Below are 16,616 nucleotides of genomic sequence, written 5' to 3'. Positions count from 1 at the left end.
AGAGACTAAGTGACGCGCAGCGCGGCCAGCATCCCGTCCACCGCCGCCTGCCAGGGGTACTCCTCGGCCCGGGTCCGCGCGGCCAGCCGCCGGGCGGGCTCGGGGTCGTCCAGCAGGGCGTTCACCGCGCCCGCGAACGCCGGCGCGTGGTCGGGCACGGCCACGCCGCAGCCCGGCCGGACGATCTCCTTGAGCGCGGAGCTGGCCGAGACGACCACCGGAGTGCCCGAGGCCAGCGCCTCCAGCGCGGCCAGGCCGAACGTCTCGTGCGGTCCGGGCGCCAGCGACACGTCCGCGCTGGCCAGCAGGGTCGCGACGGCCGTGCGCTCGCCGACGAAACCGAGGAACGTCACCGGCAGGCCGGCGGCCCGCCTCTCCAACGCCTCCCGGCGCGGACCGTCGCCGGCGATCACCAGGCGGACGTCGTGCCCCGCCTCGTGCAGGGCCGCCGCCGTGTCGACGCTGCGTTCGACGTGCTTCTCGGGCGAGAGCCGGCCGCAGTGGACCAGCAGGGCGTCGGCGCCCCGGGCCAGCTCGGCCTTCAGGGCGCGGTCGTGCCGGGTCGGCGTGAACGTCCTCAGGTCGACGCCCAGCGGCACGCGGGCGACGTTGCGCGCGCCGATCCGGTCGAACTCCTCCTTCGCGAACCCGGTCGTGCAGACGACCGTGTCGTAGGAGGCGGCCATCCGGGCGTTGGCCCAGTCCGCGCCCCGCCTGGCCAGCGCCGCGGGGAAGAGGAACTGCTCCAGCAGCCGGTCGAGGCGTTCGTGGGAGATCACGACGCTGGGCACGCCGTTGTCCGCCGCCCAGTGCCCCATGCCGCGCAGGGTCAGCCGGTCGGACACCTCCAGGCGATCCGGGCGCAGGTGGTCCAGCAGCCGCCGCACCCGCCACGGGTCGACGGCCCGGTAGCCGCCGGTGCCGGGCAGGCGCGGTGCCGGCAGCGTGATCCGGCGGACCCGGCCGAGGCGTTCGTCGGCGTGCGCCGGGCCGGGGACGACCAGCGTGACCTCGTGCCCACCGGCCGCGTAGCCCGCGCCCAGGTGGTGCAGGGCGGTGCGCAGGCCACCCGAACGCGGGCCGTAGAAGTTGGCGAGCTGCACGATCCTCATGCGGCCCGGCGTTCGGGCAGGTCCAGGACGGCGGCGTAGTGGTCGAGCAGCTCGTCGCACACGGCCGACCACGTGCGGCCCCGGACCCGGCGGCGGGCGGCCTGGCCGAGCCGGCGGCGGTGCAGCGGGTCCTTGAGGCCGGTCACGGCGGCGCGCAGCCCGGCGTCGGTCGTGACCAGGTGGCCGGTGTCGGGGTGGACGAGGTCGCGCGGACCGCCGGCGTCCGGCGCCACCACGGGCAGACCGCTGGCCATGGCCTCCTGCACGGCCTGGCAGAACGTCTCGTGCGGTCCGGTGTGGACGAACACGTCGAGGCTCGCGTAGGCGGCGGCGAGATCCCGGCCGGCCCGGAAACCGAGGAACGCCGCGTCGGGCAGTTCCCGGCGCAGGGCCCCTTCCTCCGGTCCTTCGCCCACGACGACCAGCTTCACGCCGGGGATGTCGCGCAGCACGGCGAGCCGGTGCACCTGCTTCTCCGGCGACAGCCGGCCCACGTAGCCGACGAGGAGTTCCCCGTCCGGCGCGAGGCTCCGGCGCAGGGCGTCGTCCCGTCGACCAGGGTGGAACAGCTCGACGTCCACGCCCCTCCCCCAGCGGTGCACGCGCGGGACGCCGTGGTCGCGCAGGGCGTCGACCGCCCACGACGACGGGGCGAGCGTGCGGTCGGCCTGGCTGTGCAGCCTGCGCGTCCACCGCCAGGCGGCGCGGGCGGTGAGGCCCAGGCCGTAGTGACCGGCGAACCCGGCCACGTCGGTCTGGTAGACCGCGACCGTCGGCACGCCCAGGCGGCGCGCGGCCGACAGGCCCTTGGCGCCGACGATGAACGGGCTGGCCAGGTGGACCACGTCGGGACGCCACATCTCCAGCGCGGTGAGCACGCGGCGGGTGGGCACGCCCACCGGCAGCGAGCTGAACCTGGGCAGGTCCACGGCGGGCACGCGGACCACGGGCGTGTCGCCGTGGCGGTCGTCACCGGCGCCCGGTGCCACGACCAGGGCTTTGTGCCCCCGGGCGGCGAGGTGCTCCAGCACCCGCAGCACGGAGTTCGTGACGCCGTTGACCTGGGGCAGGAAGCTCTCGGTGACGATCGCTACGCGCACCTGGATCACCTTGCGGTGCGAAGGACACGGGGGCGTGACGGATTGCGGAACCTCCGTCGAACTCCTCGCGTCGCGGTTGACGTTGGGCGGGAGATCGTCGCCGCTTCACCTCGTAGACGGCTCGCGGACACCCGGTGCGGTGAAACTAGTGCGGCATGACCGTCTTGCCGTCCCGACCCGCGCAGCCCGTCGACCCCGGCCTGGTGTCGATAGCGCTGGAGATCGCGGGGCGCCTGGCCAACGACGCGTCCGACGTCATCGTGGCCACGGCCGGACGGGGCGCCCGTCCCGACGACGACCCGTACCCGTTCGACTGGGTGACGGATACGGACCGGACCCTCGAAAGGCACACGCGCAGGGTCCTGGCCTCGGAGTTCCCGGACATCCCCGTGTTCTGCGAGGACACCGACGCGCACACGGTGAGCGACGCCGAGTACCGCTGGGTCGTCGACCCGGTGGACGGCACCGCGAACTACGTGGCGGGCATGCCGTGGTGCGCGTACAGCCTGGCCCTGGTCGACCGGTGGGGACCGGTGGTCGGCGTGGTCGCCGATCCGTACCGGGCTCAGATCTACGCGGCGGCCCGGGGAAGAGGAATGCGCGCCAACGGCCGCCCGGTGCGGTTGGGTGAACAGCCGGTGAGCCCGATCGTGTGCACGGAACTGACCCGCACCGGCCCGTGGCCGGGCATGGGCGACTTCATCACGCGGGCGGCGTCGGCCGGTACGGGTGTGCGGATGCTGGGTTCGAAGGCCTTGGCCGTGGCGCAGGTGGCGTTGGGCCACGCGGCGGCGGCGGTACTGGACAGCTACCACGAGTGGGACGTCGCCGGCGCGGTGGCGCTGGCGGTCGAGTCGGGTGCCACGGTCCTGGACCGCCGGGGCGACGACGTGTCGCTGCCGGTCGACGGCCTGCTGGTCGCGATGCCCGACTCGGCGGAGGAGGTCCTCGGCTGGTGGCAGTCGTCGATGGTGCGGTGAGGTTGCCCGGGTTCGGGTCCTGCTCGTAGAATCCGGTCGTCGCCTTCCCCAATAGGGGTCGGAAGTGAGCCCGGTTCACCATCCGGACGGTTGGTTGCCGGGCGTCGCGATCTTCACGGGGCGTCGAGGTGGAACACTTCGTCGACAAAGGGTTCCACCCGACGCCTCCATTCGCCTCCCGCGCCGAAACACCACGCCAACGCGTCGGCGGCCCACAGCAGAGGCTCTTCCGACGACCGGAAATGGTCGTAACCGAAATCGGCGGCCTTGCCGACGACCGCGGCGATGGTCCGGCGGTCGCGGGCGTCCTGGTGCTGGGCGCTCTCCAGCGACAACCGGACGACACCCAGGTCGAGCACGGTCCGGACGACCGCGGTCAGGCACGCCCGGCGGGCGACGAGGTCGTCGGACTCCCGACACAGCCACACCCTGCCGCTCAGGTCCAGGCCGGACAGCCGCGCGATCGCCTCCCGCCGCCGGGCATCGCCCTCCTAGGCAAAATGGAGGCGGCGTTGACCAGGTTTCACCAACGACCGCAGTGCCGTCCGGGTCGTGGCGAGACGACCTGAGCGAATGGTGACCACGGCGAGCAGGTAAACCGGCCCTCGACGGGATTCGTCGAGGAAACTGTGCCAGGACATGGCGGGATGATCCCAACCCGATCCCGGACCGGCGTATTCGGGCGAATTCCGTCAATAGGTCCCGACCACGTGCCGGCAGGCCCCTGGTTTGGGACCATCGCTCCACGGGGAACGAGCCGGGAGGAGGTGGGCCCGTGAAACTCCTCGGCGTGATAGCCACCGCGGCAGTGGTCGGCGCGGTCGCCGTCGGCACCGGCAACAGCCAACCCGGATCGGTGGACGACGCCTGGCAGGGCCTCGGCCTCAAGATCGTCCGGAAGGCCTCGCACCACGACCCCGCGTGCCCACCCCACACGTTCGGCGAGGTCAACCAGCTCATGGCCACCATGCCCTGCGTCTCGCTCAGCCGGACCCTGATGACCCTGGCCGACGACAAGGGCACCACGATCGTCGTCCACATCGCCTGGGTCGAGTACGGCACGCGCGCCGGCGCCCGGGAGTTCAAGCGGATCGAGGACATCCACGGCACCGGCGACGTGTCCCCGCTGCCGGGCGCGACGATCGGCATCGCGGACGTCCGCTTCACCGCCCACCACTACGACTCGACGATCAACGGCACCACGACCGTCACCGCCGAGGCCGAACCCCTGACCGGGCAGCCCGACGACCGCCTGCTCGAGGACGTCACCCGCATCGCCGTGCTCGAACCACGCCCTTAAGCGTCGTAGTCCACCGTCACGGCAGGCGTGCACGCCACAGCCTGGCACGTCAGCACGAACCCGGCCGCCACCTCGTCCTCGTCCAACGCGTAGTTGCGCCGCATCTCCACCCGCCCGGCCACGACCCGCGCCCGGCAGGTGCCACAAACCCCGCCCTTGCACGCGAACGGCAGGTCCGCGCGCACCCGCTGGGCCGCGTCCAGGATCGACACCCCGGCGGGCAGCGGCACCGAGGTCGTCCGCCCGTCCAGGACCACCGTCCCGACCCCGCCCTCGACCGGCTCCGCCACCCGCCGCACCGGAGGCGGCGGCTCGTCGACGTAGAACAGCTCGTGGTGCACGGGCACCCGGTCGCCCAACACCTCACGGGCGGCCCGCACCATTTCGTACGGCCCGCACAACCACCACTCGTCAATGTCCGCGGCCGGCACCACGGTCGAGAACAGCTCCCGCAGCTTCACCGCGTCCAACCGCCCGGTGAACAACTCCACGTCACGCGGCTCACGGGACAGCACGTGCACCAACTGGAACCGCGTCGGGTACCGGTCCTTCAGATCCGCCAACTCGTCGACGAACATCACCGTGTCCGTACGCCGGTTCCCGTACAGCAGGGTGACCCGCGACCCCGCCGCCAGCTCGGTCGCCGCGATCGACAACGCGGGCGTGATCCCGGACCCGGCCACGATCAACCCGTGGTGCCCCCGCCGCGCGGGCGTGAACTTCCCCTGCGGCTCGGACACCTCCATCACGTCCCCGGGCCGGGCCTGATCGACCAGGTACGTGGAGAACACGCCGCCGTCCACCCACCGCACCCCGATGCGCAACGGCGAGCCGACCGCGGCGCAGATCGAGTACTGCCGCCGCTCCTCGCCCAGCCGCAACGTCACGTGCTGCCCGGCCAGGAACCCGAAGTCGGCGTCGAACGTCACCGCCACGGCATCCGCGCACAACCGGTCCACCGACACGATCGGAAGCTTGTGGAACCGCATCACAGCTCCTTGAGGTACTCGAAGGGCTCGGCGCAATCCGAACACCGCCACAACGCCTTGCACGCCGTGGACCCGAACCGGGACAGCTCACGGGTGGACGAAGAGCCGCACCGGGGACAGGCGACGCGACGCGTCGGCGGCACCAGGTTCAACACCACCGGCCCGACCCGACCGGGCGGCGCGATCCCCGCCTCGGCCAGCTTGCGCCGCCCGTCGGCGGTGATCCAGTCCGTGGTCCACGCCGGCGCCAGCACGGTTCGCACCTCGACCTCGCCGTACCCGGCAGCCAGCAGCGACCGCCGCAGGTCGGCGCCCATCTCGGCCACCGCCGGGCACCCCGAGTAGGTGGGCGTGATCGTCACCCGGACCCGCCCGTCCTCCTCGGTCACGTCCCGCAGCACGCCCAGCTCGGCCAGCGTCAGCACCGGCAGCTCCGGGTCCCGCACGGCCGACGCGACCTCGTACGCGGTCACCATCGCGCACCCGGCAACGACCGGTGCACGTACTGCATCTCGGCGAGCAGGTAGCCCATGGCCTCGGTGTGCACGCCCGCGCGTCCGGCCCGTCCGTTCACGCGCGAGGCGGGTCCGACCGAGGGCCGTTCGAGCCCGGCCGCCCCGAACACCGCGTCCACCACACTGTCCACTTCGGACCGCACGTCGGCCATGTCGACCATCGGGTCGGCATCGAACAGCTCCGGCACGTAAGGCCACACCCGCTCGAACCCGGCCGTCATCCGCCGATGCGACTCCTCCGTGCCGTCACCCAGCCGGACGACCCACTGCGCCGCGTGGTCCCGGTGGTACGCCAACTCCTTCACGCCCTTGGCCGCGATCGCCGCCAACACCGGATCGGCGTGCCCGCACAGTCGCGTGAACACGGCCAGCCGCCACGACGAGAACACCAGCAACCGCGCGATCGTCGTGGCGAAGTCACCGCCGACCAGCGGCCCGCACTCGATCTCGACCAGGTGCACGTTGCGGAACTCGCGCTCGTCGCGCAGGTAGGCCAGCGCGTCCTCGCCCCGCCCCGCGCCCTCGACCTCGCCCGCGCGGGTCAGCAGCAGCCGGGCCTGGCCGAGCAGGTCGAGCGCGATGTTGGCCAGCGCCACGTCCTCCTCCAGCTCGGGCGCCCGCGAGCACCACTGCGCCAACCTCTGGGCCAGCACCAGCGCGTCGTCGCCCAACGCCAGGCAACCCTCGAACAGTCCGTCCACATCGGATGGAACGGCGCGGTCCACACCCGTCAGCGGATCGGCGAACCCGGTGCCGAACGCCCAGTGCGCGTCCTCGTGGTCGAGAAGGTCCTCGTAGGCGTTCACAGGTGCGGCACGTCCTCGGGGATCTCGTAGAACGTCGGGTGCCGGTAGACCTTGTCGCCGCTGGGCGCGAAGAACGGGTCCTTCTCGTCCGGCGACGACGCGGTGATCGCGGCGGCGGGCACGACCCAGATCGACACGCCCTCGTTGCGCCGGGTGTAGACGTCACGGGCGTTGCGCACGGCCATCTCGGCGTCGGGCGCGTGCAGCGAGCCGACGTGCACGTGGTTGAGCCCGCGCTTGCCCCGGACGAAGACCTCCCACAGCGGCCACGACGCGCTCATTCGACACCCCGCTTCTTCTCCGAGTGCACACGTGCGGCCTCACGCACCCACTCGCCGTCTTCGTGCGCCTTGCGCCGGTGGGCGAGGCGTTGGGCGCCGGCCGGTCCGTTGCCCTTCACGACCTGCCAGAACTCGTCCCAGTCGGGCTGCCCGAAGTCGTGGTGGCCGCGTTCGGCGTTCCAGCGCAGCTCCGGATCGGGCAGCGTCACGCCGAGCTTCTCGGCCTGCGGCACGGTCATGTCCACGAACTTCTGGCGCAGCTCGTCGTTGGTGTCGCGTTTGATCCGCCACGCCAGCGACTGCTCGGAGTTGGTGCTCTCGGCGTCGGGCGGGCCGAACATCATCAGCGCGGGCCACCAGAAGCGGTCGACGGACTCCTGGACCATGGCGCGCTGGGCGTCGGTGCCGGCCATCATCGTCAGCAGCAGCTCGTAGCCCTGGCGCTGATGGAAGGACTCCTCCTTGCAGATGCGGATCATGGCCCGCGCGTACGGGCCGTAGGAGGTGCGGCACAGCGGGACCTGGTTGCAGATCGCGGCGCCGTCGACCAGCCAGCCGATCACGCCGACGTCGGCGTACGAGGGCGTGGGGTAGTTGAAGATCGACGAGTACTTCTGCCGACCGGTGATCAGCTTCTCGGTGAGGTCGGCGCGGTCGGCGCCGAGGGTCTCGGTGGCGGCGTACAGGTAGAGCCCGTGGCCGGCCTCGTCCTGGACCTTGGCGAGCAGGATCGCCTTGCGGCGCAGCGACGGCGCGCGGGTGATCCAGTTCCCCTCGGGCTGCATGCCGATGATCTCGGAGTGCGCGTGCTGGGCGATCTGCCTGACCAGCGTCTTCCGGTAGCCCTCGGGCATCCAGTCCCGGGGCTCGACGCGCTGCTCGGACGCGATCGTGCGCTCGAACCGGGCTTCGAGGTCCATGCGACCGATGTTACATACGAAGCCCATTTTCGGGGAGAGGTGTCACACGCGTCGGCGAAGCCACCAGACCGGCACCGCGAGCACGGCCCACACGGCGAGCAGGAACGTGCCCACTGGCAGCAACGCGAGCGTGTACGTGCGGCCCTGCACACGGGCCAGCTCCGGGTTCGCGGTGTCGTACTCGACGCGGACGAGCTGCCCGGGTTCGAGGCCGTCCGGGTAGAGCACGCCCTGCGACGGGCTGTACACCGCGCCGTCGGGCGTCGCGAACCGGACGACCGTGCGCTGGAACGAGACCGAGACCACCTCGGCCGTCACATGACCTGTGCGTTTCTCGATCGCCAGGTCGTCCTTGAAGCACGCGCCCACCAGCACGAGCCCGATCAGCGTCACGAGCAGCCCGAGGACGAGCAGGGCCCGGCCGACGAGGAGTCGTCCCTTCGGGCGAGCACGGGTCACCACTGCGTCGTCCACCACAGCGCAGGAGTCTAGGGCCGGGCGGGCGGGGAATCTCAGGGTCGACTCCATACCCTCGACTGCGTGACGACTGCCCCTGCCTCGCGGACCGGAACCCGGCTCGGCGTCCTGACCAGGCGTGCCGGGGACACCGGACTCCTCGCCGCGCTGCCCGCGCCCATCGGCGCGCTGGCCTGGGTGCGGAACGGATCGGGCCTGGTCGGATGGGGTGAGGCCGCCCGGTTCGAGATCTCCGGGCCGGACCGGTTCGCGCTGGCCGACCGGTGGTGGGCGGAGTTCACGGCGTCGCTGGACGTGGTGGACGAGGTGGGCGTGCCCGGCAGCGGGCCGGTGGCGTTCGTCTCGCTGGCGTTCGGCGACGAGGACCGCTCGGTGCTGATCGTGCCCGAGGTGATCGTCGGCCGGCGTGGGAACCACTCGTGGGTGACCACGATCGGCACCGACCCGGAACTGCCCGTGACGGCTGTTCGGCGGCCGACCGGAGTGCGGTACCTCGACGGCCGACTGCCGGTCCCGGCGTACCGCGAGGCGGTCCGCACGGCGGTGGACCGGATGCGGGCGGGCGAGGCGGCCAAGGTCGTGCTCGCCCACGACCTGCTGGCCGTGGCCGACGAGGACATCGACCAGCGCCACCTGCTGTCGGTCCTGGCCCGCCGCTACCCCGACTGCTGGGCCTACGCGGTCGACGGCCTGATCGGCGCGACCCCCGAACTGCTGCTGCGCCGCACCGGCCAGGTGGTGGACTCCCGGGTGCTGGCCGGCACGACCTGGCCGCGTGACGGGCTGTCCGACGCCGAACTCGCCTCGGCGCTGCTGACGTCGGAGAAGGACCTGGACGAGCACCGGTACGCCGTGCGATCCCTGGCCGACGCGTTGCGGCCGTACTGCTCCTCGCTGTCGGTGGACGGGCCGGCCGTACTGCACCTGCCCAACGTGTCGCACCTGTCCAGCGACGTCGTCGGCACGCTGCGCGACTCGCCCTCGCTGCTGGGCCTGGGCGCGGCCGTGCACCCGACCGCCGCCGTGGGCGGCACGCCCCGCGCCGCCGCTCTGGCCATGATCGCCGACCTGGAGCGGATGGACCGCGGTCGCTACGCCGGTCCGGTGGGCTGGATCGACGGCAGCGGCGACGGCGAACTGGGCATCGCGCTGCGCTGCGCCGACGTCGAGGGCCGCACCGCCCGCCTGTTCGCCGGCTGCGGCCTGGTCGCCTCCTCCGACCCCGACACCGAGGTCCGCGAGGCGCACGCCAAGATGCGCCCGCTGCGCGAGGCCCTCTCCTAGCGGTCGCGCAGCCCGGCCAGGAGTTCGTCCAGGGTCCGGCGGACGGTGTCCGGCACACCCGCCGCGCGCAGCGTGGTCGCGAACCGCTCGTTGAGCCCGCCCGGCGTGGTGAACTCGGCGGACAGGGCGGTCAGGGACTCCGCGGCCGGCAGCGACTCGCCGAGCGTGCCGTGGATGTGGCGGAGGTACGCGCTCGCGGTACCGGCCGCCACCCCCTGGTCGGCGAGCCAGCGCGTGATCGTCGTCAGGTACTCGAGGTAGGCGGCGAAGGTCCCGGTCACCGTGCTGAACGCGTCCAGCGTCCGCTCCTCCTCCGGCACGACCACGCCGCCCACCCGCTCGAACAGGTCCCGGGCCACCGGGTGGTCGGGGTACAGGGCGGTGAGGCTGCGGCCGCGGGCGGCACCGGGCAGCGGGATCGACCGGACGATCGCGGCCACCGGCCCGGTCCAGTCCCGCAACCGGGCGATCTCCAGGCCGGCGATCGCGCTGACCACGACGTGGTCGGGCCGGAACTCCAGGCCGGGCAGCACGTCGGGGGCCACCGGCGGGCGGACGGCGAGCACGACGACGTCCGCGCGGTCGAGCACCTCCTGGTTGGTCGCGCACACCCGGACGCCGGGGAACCGGTCGGCCAGCACGCGCCCGACCTCGCGGCCACGCGGCGACAGGTGGATCTCCCCGCCGCCCAGACCCTCGACGACCGCCGCCGTGATCGCACCCGTGCCGACGAACCCGTACCCACCCATCACACGCCTCCCGAACGCGGAAACCACCCCGTCCGGCGATCTTCCCGGACGGGGTGGCGTCATTCCACGCGGATTACGACTGCGACAGGATCCGGTGGGTCTCACGGATCTGGTCGAACGACTTCGGCTTGGCGACGGACTTCGCCGCGATGCCGACCTGGCCGCCCGGCGCGGCGGCCGGCTTGCCCTTGGTGAACAACCAGGTCTGGAAAAGCTCGACGAGCGGCTTGCCGGAAATCTTCTCGGCGTGCGCCACGAATTCCTCGATGGTCGCGTCGCCGTACTTCTTCTTGGCCAGCCAGGTCTTCAGGATCTCGAAGAAGTGCTGGTCGCCGACTGCCACGCGCAACGCGTGCACGGCCAACGCGCCGCGGTCGTAAACCGCGCCGTCGAACTGCTTGTCGGCACCCGGGTCACCGGGCAGCACCTGCCAGAACGGGCTGTCGGCCGGGTACAGGTCGTAGGTGAACTGCGCGTTCTCCTGAGCCGTTCCCTCGCCGATGTACTCCGACCACAGGAATTCCGCGTAGCTGGCGAACCCCTCGTTCAGCCAGATGTTGCGCCACGCGTGCACGGACACCGAGTCGCCCCACCACTGGTGGGCGTTCTCGTGCGCCACGACGTAGGTGTTCGCGCCACGCCGGAAGAAGGCGGTGCCGTAGGTCGACCGCGTCTGGTTCTCCAGCGCGAAGTTGATGCCCGGCGTCACGACGCCGCCCTGCGCCTCGAACGGATAGGGCCCGAAGCTGCCCTCAAGGAACTCGACGATCTCGGGCGTGCGCTCGACGCTGGCCTTGGCCGCCTCGTCGTCGGCGCTGTCGCTGCTCAACGAGTACGCGGTGACGAACGGCTGCCCGTTGGGCGCGACCTGGTGGCGCACCTCGAACTGGCCGATCGCCACGAACGTCAGGTACGTGGCCTGCGGCTTCACACTGCGCCAGCGCCACCGGGTCCAGCCGTTGATCTGCTTGACCGTGCCCGCGAACGTGCCGTTGGAAACCACCTCCAAGCCGTCCGGCACGGACACCGACACGTCGAACGTCGCCTTGTCCGTCGGGTGGTTGTTGCTCGGGTACCACCACGGGGCGGCGTCCGGCTCGTCGATCGCCAGCGCGCCGTCGGCCGTGCGGCGCCAGGCCGTGTAGCCGTCCACCGAACGCTTCGAGGGCGCGTCCGAATAGGTCACGACGATCGTCAGGTCGGCGCCCTTGCGCAGGGTCGCCTTCGGGTCGACGACCAATTCGCCCTTCTCGGTCTTGAAGGACGCGACGCGGTTGTTGACCCGCACGGAACTCACGTTCAGCACGAAGTCCAGGTTGAACCCGGTCAGGTCCTGGGTGGCCTTCGCGGTGATCGTGGTGGTTCCGGAAAGGTTGTCGTCGGAGGGCCGGTAGTTGAGTCTGACGTCGTAGTGCGAAACGTCGTAGCCGCCGTTGCCCGCGTTCGGGTAGTACGGGTCGCCGATACCCGGTGCGCCCGGTGTCGCGGCGGACGCGGTTCCGGCGAGCAACAACAGTGACGCCGCGGTGGCGGTGCCGATGGTGAGCTTCGCTCGAAGGGACATGCGGCTGAAGCTATCGACGCGGCACCACGCGCTGTACCCCCAAGCGCAGGCTCCTGACTATTGGAACCCCATTGACACGGCACCCTTGAGCCGGGCATGGAGTTCGCGCAATTCCGCCCGTTCCGCCCGGATTTCCACGACTTTCACCCCGCGAACGGACGACACCTCGCGTCTCAATTCGTCCGGACTTCCCACGAGTACGTGCGGAACGTGGTGGGCGGCACACAGGTGCGCCAGGTCCACGCCGTGCGGGGTGCCGAAGACGCGTTCGAAACCAGCCGCGTGCTCGGGCGCACCCTGCTCCAGGAGGGTGAAGATCCCGCCGCCGTCGTCGTTGAGCACGACCACGGTCAGGTCCGGCCGCTCCTCCAGCGGCCCGACCAGCAGCCCGCCCGAGTCGTGCAGGAACGTCAGGTCGCCGAGCAGCGCCACGGTCGGACCCGCGCTCAACGCGATGCCCGCCGCCGTGGACACGCTGCCGTCGATGCCCGCCACGCCCCGGTTCGCGTGCACGGTCACGTCCGGGCGCGGCACGGCCACCAGGTCCACGTCCCGCACGGGGTTCGACGAGCCGAGGAACAGGTTCGTCCCGGACGGCAGGCTGCGCAGCAGGTCGCGTGCCACGTGCAGCCCGGTCGGCCACGGCTGCGCGGCGAGCAGTTCGGACACCACGTCCGCCGCCGCCTTGTCCGCGTGCTGCCACGCGGTCAGCCACTCCGGGTCCACCTCGTGCTCGCCCAGCACCAGGTGTGTGGACGTGTGCGTCACCGCGAACCGCGGGTCCGGCCACTCGGGGTGCGCGCTGACCGCGTGCACGACGCGCGCGAGCCCGATCACCGCGAGCACGCCGCGCGACAACGTCGCCCGCCCGGCGACGACCACCGCGTCCGGGGTCAGTTCGGGCGGCAGCGTGTCGGCGTTGAGCAGCAACGACCCGTGCCGCAGCCCGCACGCGGTCGGCTCGGCGACGACCGGCCACCCGGCCCGCTCGGCGAGGTCGAGGACCGCCGGGTCGGCGCCGTCGCCCACGATCACCAGCGTGCGCGGCCCGAGGTGGTCGGCGCTGTGCACGGACGTGGTGGTGCGCGGCGCCACCCGCGTCCACGGCTGGTCGAACGGTCGGCCGTCCAGGTCTTCGAGGTCCCACGCCGACCCGTCCGGCACGAGCGGTTCCCGGAACGGCACGTTCACGTGCACCGGCCCGCCATCACGCGCGGTCGCCACGGCCCGGCACACCAGCGACCGCCACAGCCCGTTCTGCCCGGCCCGCCGCTCGGCGATCGGGAACTGGAGCGTGTCCAGGCCGAACAGCCCGTGCTGGTCCACGGTCTGGCTGGCGCCGGTCCGGTACAACTCGACCGGCCGGTCCGCGGTCAGCGCGATCAGCGGCACGCCCGCGTACCGCGCTTCGAGCACGGCCGGGTGCAGGTTGGCAACCGCCGTGCCGGACGTGCAGGTCACGGCCGTGACCTCGCCGCCGCCGCGGGCCAGGCCCAGCGCCAGGAACCCGGCGGAGCGCTCGTCGATGCGCACGTGCAAGGCGAGGCGCCCGGCGGACGCGGCTCGTTCCAGGGCGAACGACAGGGGTGCGTTGCGCGATCCGGGGCTGAGCACCACGTGCCTCACGCCGTTGCGGATCAGTTCGTCGACAAGCACCTCGGCCTGCGCGGTGGACGGGTTCACCGGCCCATTGTCGCCCAGCGTGGCGGGCGGCCCCGGCCGAAGCTGAGAGCGGTGGCCGGGCATACAGTCGCGGAGTGGCAGACCAGAGCGTTTCCGAGCTGTTCGACCCCACGCGCTGGAAGCGGGTCGAGGGCTTCGACTTCACCGACATCACCTACCACCGGGCGGTGGACCAGGGCACGGTGCGCATCGCGTTCGACCGGCCGGAGGTGCGCAACGCGTTCCGCCCGCACACGGTCGACGAGCTGTACCGGGCGCTCGACCACGCGCGGATGTCGTCCGACGTCGGCACGGTGCTGATCACCGGCAACGGCCCGTCCGCGAGGGACGGCGGCTGGGCGTTCTGCTCCGGCGGCGACCAGCGGATCCGCGGGCGCAGCGGCTACCAGTACGCGGAGGGCGAGACCGCCGACACGGTCGACCCGGCGCGCGCGGGCCGGCTGCACATCCTGGAGGTGCAGCGGCTGATCCGGTTCATGCCCAAGGTCGTGATCGCGGTCGTGCCCGGCTGGGCGGCCGGCGGCGGGCACAGCCTGCACGTGACGTGCGACCTGACGTTGGCCAGCGCCGAGCACGCCAAGTTCAAGCAGACCGACGCGGACGTCGGCAGCTTCGACGCGGGCTACGGCTCGGCGTACCTGGCCCGTCAGGTGGGCCAGAAGTTCGCCCGCGAGATCTTCTTCCTGGGCCGCACCTACAGTGCCGACGACATGTTCCGGATGGGCGCGGTCAACGCGGTCGTGCCGCACGCCGAGTTGGAGGCGACCGCGCTGGAGTGGGCGCGCGAGATCAACGGCAAGTCGCCGACCGCGCAGCGGATGCTGAAGTACGCGTTCAACCTGATCGACGACGGGCTCGTCGGCCAGCAGCTCTTCGCGGGCGAGACCACGCGCTTGGCGTACATGACCGACGAGGCCGTGGAGGGCCGCGACGCGTTCCTGGAGAAGCGCGCGCCCGACTGGTCCGACTACCCGTACCACTACTGATGAAGCTGCGGGACGCGCTCGCCGACGTGCTCGACCCCGGCCTGCTGACCGACGGCGGGCCGGGCTGGGAGGCGGACGCGCTGCTGGCCGTGCCCACGTCCGGGTCGACCGGCGGACCCAAGACCGTGCTGCTGTCGGCGGAGGCGCTGGTCGTGTCCGCCGAGGCCACGCACGCGCGGCTGGGCGGGCCGGGCACGTGGCTGCTCGCGTTGCCGCCCACGCACATCGCGGGCGTGCAGGTGCTGGTCCGGTCGGTCGTGGCCGGCACCGAGCCGGGGCGCACGGACCTGTCGGCCGGGTTCCGCGCCTCGGGGTTCGCCGCCGCCGCACGTCCCGTGCTCGCCGAGCCGGGTCCGCACTACACCGCGCTGGTGCCCACGCAGTTGGCCCGGCTGATCGCGGCCGACGGTCCGGGGCTGGCGGCGGTGCGCGGGTTCGACGCGGTGCTCGTCGGCGGCGCGGCCACGCCGCCGCACCTGCTGGCGCGCGGCCGTGAGCTGGGCGTGCGACTGGTGACCACGTACGGGATGAGCGAGACGGCCGGCGGGTGCGTGTACGACGGCGTGCCGCTGGACGGTGTGCGGGTGCGGATCGTGGACGGCCGGGTCGAGCTGGCCGGTCCGACGCTGGCGCTGGGCTACCGGGGTGGTGAGCGGTTCGGCGAGTGGTTCCGCACGGACGACCTCGGCGTGCTCGACGACGGCGTGTTGCGGGTGCTGGGCCGGGCCGACGACGTGATCGTCACGGGCGGCGAGAAGGTCGACCCGGCCGCGGTGGAACGGGTGCTCGCGGCCCGGCCCGGCGTGCTGGAGGCGTGCGTGGTGGGCGTGCCGGACGCGGAATGGGGTCAGGTCGTCGTGGCGGTCGTCGTGGCGGTCGACCCGGCGGACCCGCCGGCGGTCGAGGGGCTGGCCGCGGCCGTGCGCGCCGAGGTCGGCCGGTTCGCGGTGCCCAAGCGGGTGGCGTTCGCGGACGCCCTGCCGCTGCGTGGTCCGGGCAAGGTCGACCGGACGGCGGTGGCTCACACCTTCGAGTAGGCAGGTCGGTGCACCGCCGGTCGATTTCTCCGAAGAGATCCCGCACCGGAGGAGTCGTCCCATGCGCCGCTTCGCACCGCTCGCCGCGTTGGTCCTGATGATCGCCCTCGCGGTGCCGGCGACGGCCGCGCCTTCGGCCGGCCTGGAGTACCGGGTGTTCGCCACGCGCGAGGGCCTGGTCGGCGGCACGACCGCGAACGGGCACGTGATCACCGACCGGGACCACTTCGTGGCGCTGCCGTCGCGCCTGGGCCTGTCGCCCAAGGGCACCGGCACGTACAGCGTCAAGGTGTGCGCGTCCAACGGTCGTTGCGAGTGGGCGCCGGTGTGGGACGTCGGCCCGTGGAACACCAAGGACGACTACTGGAACGCGACCCGGCAGACGTGGACCGGCCTGCCCCAGGGCAAGCCCGAGGCGCAGGCCGCCTACCAGGACAAGTACAACGGCGGCAAAGACCAGTTCGGCCGCACGGTGTCCAACCCGGCCGGGATCGACCTCGCCGACGGCGTGTTCTGGGACGGCCTCAAGCTCACCGACAACGCGTGGGTGACCGTGACCTTCGAGTGGACCGGCACCGCCCCGGTCGCCTACGTGCGCACGGAGGGCGGCCCGCTCAACGTGCGGTCCGCGCCCTCGGTCACCGCGTCCCAGGTCGGTCTCGCCGCCAACTACGCGCAGCTGCGCCTGGAATGCCAGACCACCGGCCAGAAGATCACCGGCGCGCAGGGCACGTCCGCGATCTGGTACCGGATCGCGTCGGGCATGTTCGTCAGCAGGACCTACCTGGTCGACGCGCCCACCGTGAACGCCTGCTGACCACCCGCCCGTCCCC

The 16,616-nt window shown here is 72.3% G+C and carries 18 protein-coding genes; 6 read left to right on the top strand and 12 right to left on the bottom strand.

Features of this window, described 5'->3' with window-relative positions:
* Positions 1 to 5 precede the first annotated feature (5 nt).
* Positions 6 to 1,112 (bottom strand): glycosyltransferase, encoded by a 1,107-nt coding sequence (locus F4559_RS00840; protein WP_184665684.1) that lies wholly within the window; start codon positions 1,110 to 1,112, stop codon positions 6 to 8.
* On the bottom strand, positions 1,109 to 2,212 hold the full coding sequence (locus tag F4559_RS00835) for a glycosyltransferase family 4 protein (protein WP_312865420.1): 1,104 nt from the start codon (positions 2,210 to 2,212) through the stop codon (positions 1,109 to 1,111). The genes F4559_RS00840 and F4559_RS00835 overlap by 4 nt, the downstream gene beginning before the upstream one ends.
* A 155-nt stretch (positions 2,213 to 2,367) precedes the next feature.
* On the opposite strand from F4559_RS00835, the gene F4559_RS00830 reads away from it, so the two are divergent.
* Entirely contained in the window at positions 2,368 to 3,192 is an 825-nt protein-coding gene (locus F4559_RS00830) for an inositol monophosphatase family protein (RefSeq protein ID WP_184665682.1), read from the top strand.
* Between the two features lie 113 nt (positions 3,193 to 3,305).
* On the opposite strand, the gene F4559_RS00825 is transcribed toward F4559_RS00830, so the two are convergent.
* Positions 3,306 to 3,620, bottom strand: a complete 315-nt coding sequence (locus F4559_RS00825; RefSeq protein WP_184665681.1) for a hypothetical protein — start codon at positions 3,618 to 3,620, stop codon at positions 3,306 to 3,308.
* A gap of 347 nt (positions 3,621 to 3,967) precedes the next feature.
* On the opposite strand from F4559_RS00825, the gene F4559_RS00820 reads away from it, so the two are divergent.
* Positions 3,968 to 4,492: a hypothetical protein gene (locus F4559_RS00820; RefSeq protein WP_184665680.1), complete on the top strand. Its 525-nt coding sequence runs from the start codon at positions 3,968 to 3,970 to the stop codon at positions 4,490 to 4,492.
* On the opposite strand, the gene F4559_RS00815 is transcribed toward F4559_RS00820, so the two are convergent.
* From F4559_RS00815 to F4559_RS00790, 6 genes are read right to left on the bottom strand one after another with little or no spacing between them, the layout of a single operon-like run.
* Complete coding sequence (locus F4559_RS00815) at positions 4,489 to 5,481, bottom strand: 2Fe-2S iron-sulfur cluster-binding protein (RefSeq protein WP_184665679.1); 993 nt, start codon at positions 5,479 to 5,481, stop codon at positions 4,489 to 4,491. The genes F4559_RS00820 and F4559_RS00815 overlap by 4 nt on opposite strands.
* Positions 5,481 to 5,957 carry a 1,2-phenylacetyl-CoA epoxidase subunit PaaD gene (paaD, locus tag F4559_RS00810; RefSeq protein WP_184665678.1) on the bottom strand — a complete coding sequence of 159 codons (477 nt, stop codon included), beginning with the start codon at positions 5,955 to 5,957 and terminating at the stop codon, positions 5,481 to 5,483. The genes F4559_RS00815 and paaD overlap by 1 nt, the downstream gene beginning before the upstream one ends.
* Positions 5,951 to 6,802, bottom strand: coding sequence for a 1,2-phenylacetyl-CoA epoxidase subunit PaaC (gene paaC / locus F4559_RS00805; RefSeq protein WP_184665677.1), 852 nt, complete (start codon positions 6,800 to 6,802; stop codon positions 5,951 to 5,953). Before paaC ends, paaD begins: the two co-directional genes overlap by 7 nt.
* Complete coding sequence (gene paaB / locus F4559_RS00800) at positions 6,799 to 7,083, bottom strand: 1,2-phenylacetyl-CoA epoxidase subunit PaaB (protein ID WP_184665676.1); 285 nt, start codon at positions 7,081 to 7,083, stop codon at positions 6,799 to 6,801. Before paaB ends, paaC begins: the two co-directional genes overlap by 4 nt.
* Positions 7,080 to 8,003, bottom strand: coding sequence for a 1,2-phenylacetyl-CoA epoxidase subunit PaaA (gene paaA, locus F4559_RS00795; RefSeq protein WP_184665675.1), 924 nt, complete (start codon positions 8,001 to 8,003; stop codon positions 7,080 to 7,082). Before paaA ends, paaB begins: the two co-directional genes overlap by 4 nt.
* Positions 8,004 to 8,045: 42 nt before the next feature.
* Complete coding sequence (locus tag F4559_RS00790; RefSeq protein ID WP_312865419.1) at positions 8,046 to 8,480, bottom strand: DUF3592 domain-containing protein; 435 nt, start codon at positions 8,478 to 8,480, stop codon at positions 8,046 to 8,048.
* 63 nt (positions 8,481 to 8,543) lie between these two features.
* Between F4559_RS00790 and F4559_RS00785 the strand changes: the two genes are divergently transcribed.
* Positions 8,544 to 9,764 carry an isochorismate synthase gene (locus F4559_RS00785; RefSeq protein WP_184665673.1) on the top strand — a complete coding sequence of 407 codons (1,221 nt, stop codon included), beginning with the start codon at positions 8,544 to 8,546 and terminating at the stop codon, positions 9,762 to 9,764.
* Here the strand turns inward: F4559_RS00785 and F4559_RS00780 are convergent.
* The 3 genes from F4559_RS00780 to menD form a co-directional block, all read right to left on the bottom strand.
* Positions 9,761 to 10,513, bottom strand: coding sequence for an NAD(P)-binding domain-containing protein (locus tag F4559_RS00780; protein WP_184665672.1), 753 nt, complete (start codon positions 10,511 to 10,513; stop codon positions 9,761 to 9,763). The genes F4559_RS00785 and F4559_RS00780 overlap by 4 nt on opposite strands.
* Positions 10,514 to 10,586: 73 nt before the next feature.
* Positions 10,587 to 12,077, bottom strand: a complete 1,491-nt coding sequence (locus tag F4559_RS00775; RefSeq protein ID WP_184665671.1) for a M1 family metallopeptidase — start codon at positions 12,075 to 12,077, stop codon at positions 10,587 to 10,589.
* Positions 12,078 to 12,134: 57 nt separating this feature from the next.
* The gene (gene menD, locus F4559_RS00770; protein WP_184665670.1) at positions 12,135 to 13,760 is read right to left on the bottom strand and encodes a 2-succinyl-5-enolpyruvyl-6-hydroxy-3-cyclohexene-1-carboxylic-acid synthase; all 1,626 of its coding nucleotides are present in this window, start codon (positions 13,758 to 13,760) and stop codon (positions 12,135 to 12,137) included.
* 74 nt (positions 13,761 to 13,834) lie between these two features.
* On the opposite strand from menD, the gene F4559_RS00765 reads away from it, so the two are divergent.
* From F4559_RS00765 to F4559_RS00755, 3 genes are all read left to right on the top strand, one after another.
* The gene (locus F4559_RS00765) at positions 13,835 to 14,746 is read left to right on the top strand and encodes a 1,4-dihydroxy-2-naphthoyl-CoA synthase (protein WP_184665669.1); all 912 of its coding nucleotides are present in this window, start codon (positions 13,835 to 13,837) and stop codon (positions 14,744 to 14,746) included.
* A complete protein-coding gene (menE, locus tag F4559_RS00760) occupies positions 14,746 to 15,783 on the top strand; it encodes an o-succinylbenzoate--CoA ligase (protein WP_184665668.1) in 1,038 nt (345 codons plus the stop codon). The genes F4559_RS00765 and menE overlap by 1 nt, the downstream gene beginning before the upstream one ends.
* Positions 15,784 to 15,844: 61 nt before the next feature.
* Complete coding sequence (locus F4559_RS00755) at positions 15,845 to 16,600, top strand: DUF8814 domain-containing protein (RefSeq protein WP_184665667.1); 756 nt, start codon at positions 15,845 to 15,847, stop codon at positions 16,598 to 16,600.
* Positions 16,601 to 16,616 lie beyond the last annotated feature (16 nt).

The organism is Saccharothrix violaceirubra, assembly GCF_014203755.1.
GTDB lineage: Bacteria > Actinomycetota > Actinomycetes > Mycobacteriales > Pseudonocardiaceae > Actinosynnema > Actinosynnema violaceirubrum.
The sequence above is the reverse complement of the archived record's forward strand: the minus strand, read 5'-3'. Positions and strand labels throughout refer to the sequence as shown.